Source organism: Xanthomonas campestris pv. campestris str. ATCC 33913 (assembly GCF_000007145.1).
Classification (GTDB): Bacteria; Pseudomonadota; Gammaproteobacteria; order Xanthomonadales; family Xanthomonadaceae; genus Xanthomonas; species Xanthomonas campestris.
Genome location: NC_003902.1, coordinates 1,551,810 through 1,563,093, shown reverse-complemented (window position 1 = coordinate 1,563,093; position 11,284 = coordinate 1,551,810). Strand labels below are relative to the sequence as shown.

Annotated in this window: 10 protein-coding genes; all 10 read left to right on the top strand. The window is 65.3% G+C overall.

Features of this window, described 5'->3' with window-relative positions:
* Window positions 1-59 precede the first annotated feature (59 nt).
* The 10 genes from gloA2 (at window position 60) to XCC_RS06945 (ending at window position 11,252) form a co-directional block, all read left to right on the top strand.
* Window positions 60-449 (top strand): SMU1112c/YaeR family gloxylase I-like metalloprotein, encoded by a 390-nt coding sequence (gene gloA2 / locus XCC_RS06990; RefSeq protein WP_011036534.1) that lies wholly within the window; start codon window positions 60-62, stop codon window positions 447-449.
* 193 nt (window positions 450-642) lie between these two features.
* Complete coding sequence (locus XCC_RS06985; RefSeq protein WP_019237831.1) at window positions 643-1,092, top strand: DUF2147 domain-containing protein; 450 nt, start codon at window positions 643-645, stop codon at window positions 1,090-1,092.
* A gap of 474 nt (window positions 1,093-1,566) precedes the next feature.
* Entirely contained in the window at window positions 1,567-4,683 is a 3,117-nt protein-coding gene (locus XCC_RS06980) for a TonB-dependent receptor domain-containing protein (protein ID WP_011036532.1), read from the top strand.
* Between the two features lie 139 nt (window positions 4,684-4,822).
* Window positions 4,823-6,913 carry a methionine--tRNA ligase gene (gene metG / locus XCC_RS06975; protein ID WP_011036531.1) on the top strand — a complete coding sequence of 697 codons (2,091 nt, stop codon included), beginning with the start codon at window positions 4,823-4,825 and terminating at the stop codon, window positions 6,911-6,913.
* Window positions 6,914-7,071: 158 nt separating this feature from the next.
* Entirely contained in the window at window positions 7,072-7,662 is a 591-nt protein-coding gene (locus tag XCC_RS06970) for an HAD family hydrolase (protein ID WP_011036530.1), read from the top strand.
* An 11-nt stretch (window positions 7,663-7,673) separates the two neighbouring features.
* Window positions 7,674-8,093: an Rnf electron transport complex subunit RnfB gene (rnfB, locus tag XCC_RS06965; protein ID WP_011036529.1), complete on the top strand. Its 420-nt coding sequence runs from the start codon at window positions 7,674-7,676 to the stop codon at window positions 8,091-8,093.
* Between the two features lie 473 nt (window positions 8,094-8,566).
* Window positions 8,567-9,355 (top strand): hypothetical protein, encoded by a 789-nt coding sequence (locus XCC_RS06960; RefSeq protein ID WP_011036528.1) that lies wholly within the window; start codon window positions 8,567-8,569, stop codon window positions 9,353-9,355.
* 82 nt (window positions 9,356-9,437) lie between these two features.
* Window positions 9,438-9,806 (top strand): DUF4345 family protein, encoded by a 369-nt coding sequence (locus XCC_RS06955; protein ID WP_014507208.1) that lies wholly within the window; start codon window positions 9,438-9,440, stop codon window positions 9,804-9,806.
* 58 nt (window positions 9,807-9,864) lie between these two features.
* On the top strand, window positions 9,865-10,428 hold the full coding sequence (locus tag XCC_RS06950) for a sigma-70 family RNA polymerase sigma factor (RefSeq protein ID WP_011036526.1): 564 nt from the start codon (window positions 9,865-9,867) through the stop codon (window positions 10,426-10,428).
* Window positions 10,425-11,252, top strand: coding sequence for an anti-sigma factor (locus XCC_RS06945; protein WP_043877808.1), 828 nt, complete (start codon window positions 10,425-10,427; stop codon window positions 11,250-11,252). The genes XCC_RS06950 and XCC_RS06945 overlap by 4 nt, the downstream gene beginning before the upstream one ends.
* Window positions 11,253-11,284 lie beyond the last annotated feature (32 nt).

Sequence of the window (11,284 nt, the reverse complement as noted above, 5' to 3'; positions counted from 1 at the left end):
GGCCTGTCGATTCTGTCGCCACTGGTTATCGCGCCGCAGGCCACCGCCAGGAGCGCCGCATGATGCTCGCCGGGATCCACCACGTCGCGATCATTGCCGGCGATTACGCACGTTCCAAGCAGTTCTATTGCGAGATCCTGGGCCTGCGGGTGCTCGATGAGCATTACCGGCAGGCGCGCGACTCCTGGAAGCTGGACCTGGCGCTGCCGGATGGCGGCCAGATCGAGCTGTTCTCCTTTCCGGGCGCCCCCCTGCGCCCCAGCCGCCCGGAGGCGCGTGGCCTGCGCCACCTGGCCTTCCGCGTGCAGGATCTGGATGCGGCCGTCGCCCATCTCACCGTCCACGGCGTGGACACCGAGGCGGTCCGCGTGGACGAATACACCGGCCGTCGCTTCACCTTCTTTGCCGACCCGGACGACTTGCCGCTGGAGTTGTATGAAATGGCGTGAGGCGAGTGCCGATCGCTGCTGAAGCAGAACACGGAAGGTTGTGAGCCCCGCCGGCCGAGTACGGTCGCGCCCGCCAGGCGCACCGACTTGGATGAATGCATGCCGCAGCGCGGCTTTCCGCCTCCATACTCCACGGTATACATTCGCGATCAGGCCGCCGACGGTGGCCACTGCACTCCCTGGGAGGGGACACATGCGCAAGACCTTCAAGACCCTGATCATGGCCCTGCCGCTGGCCGCCGCCTCGCTGCTGGCCCAAGCCGCCGACTCGCCGGTGGGCCACTGGAAGACCATCGACGACGAAACCGGCAAGCCCAAGTCGGTGGTGCAGATCGAACAGCTCGCCAACGGCACGTTGAGCGGCAAGGTGGTCGAGATCCTGCAATCCAACCATGGGCCCAACCCCACCTGCGACAAGTGCGACGGTGCGCTCAAAGGCAAGCCGATCAAGGGCATGACCATCCTGTGGGGCCTCAAGCCCGACGGCACCGCCGTGTGGGGCGGCGGCTCGGTGCTCGACCCGGCCAAGGGCAAGACCTACAAGGCCAAGATCACCCTGACCGAAGGCGGCAAGAAGCTGCAGATGCGCGGCTATGTCGGCATCGAAGCCCTGGGCCGCACGCAGACCTGGGTGCGCGAGTAAGCCAGCGGACCTATGAATCCCGGTGGCGCGCAAGGCGCCACCGTTTGAATCGCAATGCGATCCAACAGCCGGAAGCGGTGCTGAGCCTGAAGACCGGCAGCCCTCCAGTAGACTCCCGCGAGCGCGAAGTACGCCTATCTTCTGCCACCCGCATATCTGGCGATCCGCCATCGGCGTGTCACTGCAGATGACTCCAACTGCTTGGCACCCAATCGCTTGGGACTGAACCGCTCGGACGCAAGACCTCCGCAGTTGTTCGCCTGCCAATCCTTCGCGCGCCACGCTTAGCCCCTGCTTTATGTCGCGCAGAAGGAACGAAGCAGCAGCCCGATATCCGAAGCAACCGCGTGATGCGCGCTTGCCAAGCGAGCGCAACAGTGAGATGAATTAACCGTGGGTTAACCAACCACTGAGGATTCATCGCGGTGGCGCAAAGCGCTCCCGCATCACTTTGTCACTTCGGAGAGAGAGAGCATGACCCATCACACCCGGCGGCTGACGCCGGCGCCGCTGAGCCTGGCCCTGGCTGCCGTGCTGTCCGCGTTTGCAGCCACGGCAACTGCGTCTTCGCCCGATCCACAGACCACCGCCGACCAAACCGCCCCAGATCAGGCTGGCGACGCGCCGGACGCCAAGCGGCTCGACAGCGTCATGGTGACTGGCTCGCGCATCGGCCGGGTTGGGTTTGATTCGCTGGAACCGGCCACCGTGGTGGGCGCCGAATATATCCAGGGGTACGGCTTTACCAATATTGCCGACGCACTGTTCATCCAGCCCAGCTTCGGGGCTGGCGCAACCTCCCGCGGCGACCAGTCAGGCTACGGCGCAGGTGTCAATTTCATCGGGCGCTTCGGGCTGGGCTCCAACCGCCAGCTAACGTTGGTCAACGGCAGGCGCTTTGTGACCTCCAACCCGCCAACCGTGTTCGGTCCATCTGGCGGCGGCACGCAGGTGGACCTGAATGTCATCCCGACCATCCTCATCGACCAGGTCGAGACGATCGGTGTTGGCGGTGCACCCACCTACGGCTCGGATGCAATTTCCGGCGTCAGTAATCTGATCTTGCGCAAAAATTTTGACGGCGCCGAAGTCCGTATGGGCTATGGGCTGACCGACCGTGGCGACAACGAGCGCTTCAATTATTCCGCCCTGCTTGGCAGCAATTTTGGCGGGGGCCGCGGCAACATCACCATTGCGCTGGATGCCGACAACAGCCAGGGCGTGCTCGGTACCGCACGCCGTTTCTACCGTGATGCCTACTCGACCCGCGCAAACCCGTCCGCCAGCGCGATCGCCAATTTCCAGCCCGGCCGCACGCCGGCTAACGACGGCCGCGTGAATCCTGGCATTGGCTTCAACACCGGCCCCAACGATGGCATCCCCGGACGCGTGTTGATCCGCAATCGCCGGATCAGCGACATGACGTGGGGTGGACTGTTGTTCCCGTCCGATGCGGGCACCGTGCGCGACGCCAGTGGTCAGCTACGCGGGTTTGGCGCCAATGAAGATCAATTCGTGCAGTTCGATCGCAACGGAGACCTGGTCAACTACAACCCTGGCACCAACTTCGGCATCAGTGATGCGTCAGGCGGCGACGGCGTGAACCTGCAGGAAACTACGCAGATCATTTCCGATCTGGATCGCAAGACGGTATTTGCACTCGGCAACTATGATTTCACTGACCAGGTCTCCGGTTTCTTCGAGGCCTCGTTCTATACCTCCACCGCACGCGAACTGGTGGACCAGAACGTTTACAACGCCACTGGATTCGGCGTTGGCTCCGTGGATGGCAGCGGCGATCAAAGCGGCTCGCTCAACTTCAACATCAACAACCCGTTCCTCACCGAACAGAATCGCCAGACGCTGCAAAACCTGGGCGTGGAGGACTTCGTTTTGTCGCGCTCCTCGCGCGACCTGGTGCAAAACCAGTCCAGCACCGACACCAACCTCTGGCGCGCTGTGGTTGGCTTGCAGGGCAGCTTCGATGCAGCAGGCCGCGGGTTCAACTGGGAAGCCAGTGTCAACCACGGCGAAGGCAACTTCGACTACTACAACGACAACCTGATCCAGCAGAACTTCATCAACGCGATCAATGTCACCCGCAATAGCGCCGGGCAGATTGTCTGCGACAGCAGCGCCGCAGGCACAACCGTCGATCCGAATTGCGCCCCCTTGAATTTGTTCGGCGAAGGCGTGGCCTCACGTGCCGCACGCAACTATGTGATTGCCCCGACCCACGCCGAAGCACAGATGAAGCAAACGGTCTTCAATGCCAACATCACTGGTGCAATCATCGACCTGCCCGGCGGCGAGTTGCGCTTCAATGCAGGGTACGAGCGCCGCAAGGAAGAAGGCAGCTTTACGCCCAGCACCTTCGAACGACTGGGCCAGGGCCGCTCGGTTCCCATCGCGGCCGCATCGGGTGAGTTCACCACCAATGAATACTTCGGCGAGATCCTCGCGCCGCTGGTGAATCCGGACGCCGGCATTCCCGGCCTGCACCGGCTGGACCTGACCGGCAAGATTCGCCGGGTCGAAAACACGGTCAACGGCTGGTTCAGCGCCTACACCTATGGGCTGCAGTACGAGCCTTTCCAGGGCGTCCAGTTGCGCGGCAACAAGACACGTTCGTTCCGGGCGCCATCCATCGCCGAGCTCTATACCAGCCAGCAGCCTGCGTATTACTTCATCCCCGAGCCCTGCAGTGCTGCACAGATTGGCAGTGGCCCTCGCCCAGGCGTACGCGCGCGCAACTGCCAAGCGTTCTTCGATTTCTACACCAATGCCGATCCTGCCTCGTTCGAAGAGGCGCCGAGCAGCCAGCTTGGTTCGGTCAGCGGCAATACACGCTTGCAGAACGAGCAAGCAGAATCGTGGACCGCCGGTATCGTGCTGCAGCCGGAATGGGTCAAGGGCCTGCGGATCGCGGCGGACTGGTACGACATCCAGATCACCAACTCGGTCACCACCCTGTCGGAGGAGGACATCACCTCAGGCTGCTTCGATAGCGACACCTTCAATGCCAATGACGTGCCCAACGCGAACAATTTCTGCAGCCTGATCACGCGCAATCCACAGACCGGGGTCGCCAACAGTATCCGGACCGAGTACACCAATGGCCCATACACCAATTTCCGCGGCTGGACCGCCGAAGTGAACTATCGCTTCGATCTGGCCGATGTGGACTGGGGCAAGGGCATCGTTGACCTGAGCTTCTACGGCTACTTCCCCAAGACCCTGGAAAGTGCCGCTGCGCCCGGGATCCCGCCGGACGAAGCGGTTGGCGAGATCGATAATCCCAAGCGTCAGTTCCAATGGAACGCGCGTTACATGACGAGCCACTGGAATCTCGGCCTCAGTGCCAATTACTCCAGCAGCGTGGTGTATGACCTCACCGATACCGTTGAGACACGCGCCCCACTGGGCGTCCCGAGCTATACGTCCTACGACGCAAACGTGGGCTACGCCTTCGATACGAACACCAGCGTCAATCTCGCAGCGCTGAACGTGACCGACAAGCTGGTCGCCTTCCCCAACGTCTACGACGGCCTGGGCCGGCGCTACATGTTCACGCTGAATCATCGTTTCTAGCAGTAGGGAGGCCCCAGCCACCCGGGGAATAACGCCCGGGTGGCTGGCGGTCGGGGCTGCTGCTCCCGGCAGTGGGCAACTGCGCCTGGACCCGTGCGCAGCCGTGCGATAATCACGTGTCCCCCGCATTACGCCCGCCATGACCCGCACCGCACTCGTCACTACCGCCCTGCCCTATGCCAATGGGCCGCTGCATCTTGGCCATCTGGTCGGTTATATCCAGGCCGACATCTGGGTGCGCGCGCGCCGGTTGCGCGGCGACAAGACCTGGTTCGTCTGCGCCGATGACACCCATGGCACGCCGATCATGCTTGCGGCCGAAAAGGCGGGCGTCACGCCAGAGGCCTTCATCGCCAACATCCAGGCCAGCCATGAGCGCGATTTCGCCGCGTTCGGGGTGACCTTCGATCACTACGATTCGACCAATTCGCCGGTCAATCGCGAACTCACCGAAGCCTTCTACACCAAGCTCGAGGCCGCCGGCCATATCAGCCGCCGCTCGGTGGCGCAGTTCTACGATCCGGCCAAGGGCATGTTCCTGCCGGACCGCTACATCAAGGGCATCTGTCCCAACTGCGGCAGCGCCGACCAGTACGGCGACAACTGCGAAGTCTGTGGCGCGACCTATGCGCCGACCGAGCTGAAAGAGCCCAAGTCGGTGATCTCCGGCGCCACGCCCGAGCTGCGCGATTCGGAGCACTTTTTCTTCGAAGTCGGCCATTTCGACGGCTTCCTGCGGGAGTGGCTGGATGGCGACGTGGCATTGCCGGGCGTCAAGGCCAAGCTCAAGGAATGGCTGGATGCCGAAGGCGGCCTGCGCGCGTGGGACATCTCGCGCGACGCGCCGTATTTCGGTTTCCAGATTCCCGGCCAGCCCGGCAAGTATTTCTACGTCTGGCTGGACGCGCCGATCGGCTACCTGTGCAGCTTCAAGACCCTGTGCGCGCAGATGGGCGAAGACTTCCAGGCGCATCTGGCGGCCGGCACGCAGACCGAACTGCACCACTTCATCGGCAAGGACATCGTCAATTTCCACGGCCTGTTCTGGCCGGCGGTGCTGCATGGCACCGGCCACCGCGCGCCAACCCGGCTGCACGTCAACGGCTACCTGATGGTGGACGGCGCCAAGATGTCCAAGTCGCGCGGCACCTTCGTGATGGCGCGGACGTTCCTGGATGTCGGCCTGGAGCCGGAGGCGCTGCGCTATTACTTCGCGGCTAAATCCTCCGGTGGCGTCGACGACCTGGACCTCAACCTGGGCGATTTCGTTGCGCGGGTGAACGCGGACCTGGTCGGCAAATTCGTCAACCTGGCCAGCCGCTGCGCCGGCTTCATCGGCAAGCGCTTCGACGGCAAGCTGGCCGACGCGCTGCCCGATCCGGCGCAGTACGCGCGCTTTGTCGAGGCACTGGCGCCGATTCGCGAAGCCTACGAGCGCAACGACCCGGCCAGTGCAATCCGCCAGACCATGGCGCTGGCCGACGAGGCCAACAAGTACATCGACGACACCAAGCCGTGGGTGATCGCCAAGCAGGAAGGCGCCGACGCGCAACTGCAATCGGTGTGCACGCAGGGCCTGAACCTGTTCCGCCTGCTGGTGGCCGCGCTCAAGCCGATCCTGCCGCGTACCGCCGCCGAGGCCGAGGCCTTCCTGTCGGCACCGATGACCAGTTGGGAGGACGTGAGCCGCCCGCTCACTTGCCATGTCATCCAGCCCTACACCGCCCTGTTCACCCGCATTGACCCCAAATTGATCGACGCCATGACCGACGCTTCCAAAGACACGATGGCCGCACCTGCGGCACCGGCTGCAACCACCGCCAGCGCTGAAAAGGTGGCCAAAATCGATGCAAAAGCGGCTACGCCGGCCAATCCCCCCGCCTCCGTCGCGAATCCAGGTCTTATTGGCATGGACGATTTCGCCAAGCTCGATCTGCGCATCGGCAAGGTGCTGGTGTGCGAAGCGGTGGAAGGCTCGGACAAGCTGCTGCGCTTCGAACTGGATGCCGGCGAGCTGGGCAAGCGCCAGATCTTCTCGGGCATCCGCGCCAGCTACGGCGAGCCGGAAACGCTGGTCGGCCGCAGCGTGGTGTTCATCGCCAACCTGGCCCCGCGCAAGATGCGCTTCGGCATCAGCGAAGGCATGATCCTCTCGGCCGGCTTCGACGGCGGCGCCCTCGCGCTGCTGGACGCCGATGCGGGCGCACAGCCGGGGATGCCGGTACGGTGAAGCAGGGAATCGGGAGTGGGGAATCGGGAATCGCAACGCACGCGGCCCTGTCCTTCACGCCTGCTCGGCTTCCACAGGGCAACGCAGCGCGAACGACACTCTGACAGCAGACGACGCAGTTCCCATTCCCAACTCCCGATTCCCGATTCCCCGCCCCAATGCAACTCGCCCTGTTCGATTTCGATCACACCGTGACCACCTGCGACACCTACGCGCGGTTCCTGCGCCAGGTGGCCAGCCCGGAACAGCGGGCGGCGGCACGGTGGCAGGTGGGTCCGTGGGTGGCGGGTTATCGGCTCGGGCTGGTGTCGGCGCCGCGCCTGCGCGCGCGGGTGACGCGGCTGGTGTTCACGGGCCGCGCCCTGGACGAGATGCAGACGCACGGCGCCAGCTATGCACGCACCGACCTGCCGGGCGTGTTGCGCCCGGAGGTGATGCGACGCATCGACTGGCACCAGGCCCAAGGCCATGAGGTGGTGCTGGTCTCGGGATCGCTGGACCTGTACCTGCAGCCGTGGTGCACGCAGCATGGCCTCTCGCTGATCTGCAACCAGCTGGAGCACGCGGCCGGCCGGCTCACCGGCCGCTACGCCGATGGCGATTGCGGCCCGCACAAGGCTGCGCAGATTCGCCTGCGCTACACACTGGCGCAGTACGACTGCGTGCATGCCTATGGCGACAGCCGCGAAGACCGGCCCATGCTCGCACTGGCGCAGCAGCGCTGGTACCGCGGCCAGCAACTGCACTGACACGCCGCGTAATGCCCACCTCGCTCCCCACGCTGGTCGAACGTCTGGACCGCCTGTTGCCGCAGACCCAATGCGGCCAGTGCGGGTTCGACGGCTGTCGCCCCTATGCGCAGGCGATGGCCGAGGGCAAGGCCACGATCGACCACTGCCCGCCCGGCGGCGATGCGGGCGCGCGGGCGCTGGCACAGGTGCTGCAGGTGCCGGCGCGCCCATATGACCGCAGCCGCGGCACCCATCTGCCCCCGCAGGTGGCCTGGATCGTGGAAGCCGATTGCATCGGCTGCACCAAGTGCATCCAGGCCTGCCCGGTGGATGCCATCGTAGGTGGAGCCAAGCATATGCACACGGTGATCGCCCCACTGTGCACCGGTTGCGAGCTATGCGTGCCGGCCTGCCCGGTGGATTGCATCGAGCTGCGTGTAGTCGGTTAAGCGCAGCGGTCGAAAACGGCTGCGCAGGTCCGCAGGCATAGTCCGCGCCTATTCGACGGTGTCCGCGCCCTGGCCGCCAACGGCGATGCCGAGCAGACGGAATGATGGCATCGCCCAAGCGCATGAACCACGCGCCCCAGGGCCCTCTGCGCCTTCGCCTCTACATGGCGACACGTCGTCAGATCCCCGAATGCCGAAGGGCACTGAGTGAAGCAGGGGGTGGCGAGGCGCACATCGTTGAGCGCGGTTGTTCGCCCGCTCCAGGCATCAGTATCAGCACCAGCTCCCCACCCCCGCCAGCCAGCCGCATCACCCCGACCGGCACCCCGCACCTGGCCACGTGCGCCGATTACTGTCACAGACGCTCGCCGCCCGCCCATCCTCCAACCTCAGGAACCCCCTGACGCCTCCCGCCGCATCCGTGCTGCGGACGCGCTCGTATCAGGTCAGGACTGTCATCGAGGAACGCGCCGATGCGCCTGCCCGCCGCCGTTACCAAGCTCGCCACGCTTTGCCGCCCCAAACCGCCGTTGCTGCTATTGGTGCTGGCCTGCCTGCCGTTGGGCGCTGCCGCCGCGGTCACCCGCGTCGACGGCGATGCCTTCGATGGCGACAGCGGTGCGCTGCGCTACCGCGAGTCGCATTGGCTGCTCGATGACGGCGGGCGGTTGGTGCTGTACCGCTGCAAGGACGGGCAGCCGTTCGCGCGCAAACAGGTCGATGGCGGCGGCAGTGCGCCCAATTTCAGCCTGGTCGATGGCCGCGATGGTTATCGCGAAGGCGTGCGGCAGCGCGACGGTGTGCGCGAGATGTACCAGCAGCTCCCGGGCAAGCCGGAACGCCGCACCGCACTGCCGGCGACCGAGACGCCACGCGTCATCGATGCCGGCTTCGATGCGTATCTGCGCACGCACTGGGCCGCCCTTGGCAGCGCTGCGCAGCAGGTGGAATTCGTGTTGCCCAGCCTGCAGCGGCAACTGACGTTCCGCGTGCAACGCATCGGCGAAACCGCCGGGCAGCGCCGCTACAAGGTCAGCCTGGATGCCTGGTATGGCGCGGCGCTGCCGGCCCTGGAAGTCACCTATGCCATCGCCGACAAGCGCCTACTGGAATTCCGTGGCGTGGGCAATCTGCGCGATGCCAATGGCCGCTATCCGCGCGTGCGCATCGTGTTTCCCGACACACCGGCGCAGCCAGCCAACGCCGAGTCGCTGCGCCAGGCCCGCGAGCAACCGCTGGTTGCGCGATGCGACGTGCCGTGAGCACCGCCGCGCTCTTCACACCCGCCCACACGCGCTTGCGTACAACGGCCCGGGCAGCCCTTTCCCCTGCAGGAGCATCGTCATGGCCAAGGCCTATCTCTGGATCAACGCAGTGCTCTATGTCGTCCTGGCGATCTGGTGCACCCTCTCGCCAAGCAAGACCGCCACGGCGGTGGGCTACACGCAGCTGTCGCCGGCTGGCCAGTCCGAATACCTGGTCATCTATGGCGGGCTGCAGTTGGGCATGGCCTTCCTGTTCGGCTATTTCGCCTGGATCGATCAACCGCGCACCGGCCTGCTGGTCGCACTGGCGTTCTACGTGCCCATCGTGCTGTTCCGCACCGTCTCGCTCTCGCGCCTGTGGCCGGTCTCCGCGCCAACGGTGGCACTGGCGGGTGTGGAAATCCTGCTGCTGCTCGCCGCCGTGCTGCTGTGGTTCAAGCACCGATGAAAGACTCTTTCGGCTCAGTCCGGTACGATCGGCGCCACCTCCGCCAACGCCCGACCGCATGAGTGCCATTCCTGGCCACGACGACGATGAGACCGGACGCCTGCTCACCGCAACGGCGGGCGGCGACCGCCACGCCTTCGAAGCGTTGTACCGGCAAACCTCGCCCAAGCTGTTCGGGGTATGCCTGCGCATGATCCCGCAGCGCGCCGAAGCCGAAGAAGTGCTGCAGGACGTGTTTACGCTGATCTGGCACAAGGCCGGGCAGTTCGACCCGAGCCGTGCGCGCGGGCTGACCTGGCTGGCGATGATTGCGCGCAACAAGGCCATCGACCATCTGCGCGCCACCGCGCCGCAGCGCCGTAACGTGGCGTTGGACGATGCCGGCGAACTGCGCTCGGCCGATGCCTCGCCGTTGGAGCGCGCCGAACGCCTCACCACGCGCCGCCGCATCGATCACTGCCTGGCCGAACTGGAACCGCCGCGCAGCGAGCTGATCCGCACCGCGTTCTTCGAAGGCATCACCTACGAAGAACTGGCCGAGCGCACCGATACGCCGATTGGCACGGTCAAAAGCTGGATCCGCCGGGGTCTGGCCAAACTCAAGGCATGTCTGGAACGATGAGCACGCCCTTCCCCATCGACCAGGAACCACCCCGCGACGTGCTGGCCGGCGAGTATGTGCTGGGCCTGCTCAGCGCCGACGACCGTCTGGCCGTGGAGCAGCGCATCGCCACCGATGCGCAGTTCGCGCAGGCAGTGGCGCAATGGCAAGAACATCTGGCGCCGCTGCTGGAAGAAATCGCCGCGGTGACACCGGCCGACCAGGTCTGGACGCGTGTGCGCCAGGCACTGGGCTTCGATACACCGTTGCATGCGGTGCCCGCATCCGGCGTGCAGAGCCCGGCGCCACCGGCGGCGGTTCCGCTATGGAACAGCGTGCGCTTCTGGCGCTGGGCCAGTGCCGGTGGCCTGGCCACTGCAGCGGTCTGCGTGCTGGCCTTGCTGAGCGTGCGCGCCCCGCCGACCGCGCCGCCATCTGGCCCGGTGCAGAACACGCCGATCGTGCAGACACCGCCGGCCAAGCCACCGGCAACCGGCATTGCGATGACCTCCACACTGGCCACCGCCGATGGGCGCCCAGGCTATGTGGCGTTGATGGATGCCGACAAGCAGGTCATCACCGTGACGCCGCTGGATCGCACCGCCACCGCCGGCAAGGTGCCGGAACTGTGGCTGATCACCCCCGATGGCAAGGCGCACTCGATGGGCGTGTTCGACGACCAGCGTGCGCGGCGCGCGTCGATCCCGGCGCCGTTGATGCCGATGCTCAGCAACGAGGCGATCCTGGCCGTCACCCTGGAACCACCGGGTGGTGCGCCGGGCGGCGTGGCCACCGGCACCGTGGTGGCCAAGGGCGGCATCAGCACGTTGGCCATGGCGCCTTGATCGCCTGAGTGCAGCGGCATCCGTCAAAGGAT

What these genes read in the sequence shown, in the direction of transcription:
- gloA2 (WP_011036534.1), top strand. Translation starts at nt 60, where the DNA reads ATGATGCTCGCCGGGATCCACCACGTCGCGATCATTGCCGGCGATTAC.
- XCC_RS06985 (WP_019237831.1), top strand. Translation starts at nt 643, where the DNA reads ATGCGCAAGACCTTCAAGACCCTGATCATGGCCCTGCCGCTGGCCGCC.
- XCC_RS06980 (WP_011036532.1), top strand. Translation starts at nt 1,567, where the DNA reads ATGACCCATCACACCCGGCGGCTGACGCCGGCGCCGCTGAGCCTGGCC.
- metG (WP_011036531.1), top strand. Translation starts at nt 4,823, where the DNA reads ATGACCCGCACCGCACTCGTCACTACCGCCCTGCCCTATGCCAATGGG.
- XCC_RS06970 (WP_011036530.1), top strand. Translation starts at nt 7,072, where the DNA reads ATGCAACTCGCCCTGTTCGATTTCGATCACACCGTGACCACCTGCGAC.
- rnfB (WP_011036529.1), top strand. Translation starts at nt 7,674, where the DNA reads ATGCCCACCTCGCTCCCCACGCTGGTCGAACGTCTGGACCGCCTGTTG.
- XCC_RS06960 (WP_011036528.1), top strand. Translation starts at nt 8,567, where the DNA reads ATGCGCCTGCCCGCCGCCGTTACCAAGCTCGCCACGCTTTGCCGCCCC.
- XCC_RS06955 (WP_014507208.1), top strand. Translation starts at nt 9,438, where the DNA reads ATGGCCAAGGCCTATCTCTGGATCAACGCAGTGCTCTATGTCGTCCTG.
- XCC_RS06950 (WP_011036526.1), top strand. Translation starts at nt 9,865, where the DNA reads ATGAGTGCCATTCCTGGCCACGACGACGATGAGACCGGACGCCTGCTC.
- XCC_RS06945 (WP_043877808.1), top strand. Translation starts at nt 10,425, where the DNA reads ATGAGCACGCCCTTCCCCATCGACCAGGAACCACCCCGCGACGTGCTG.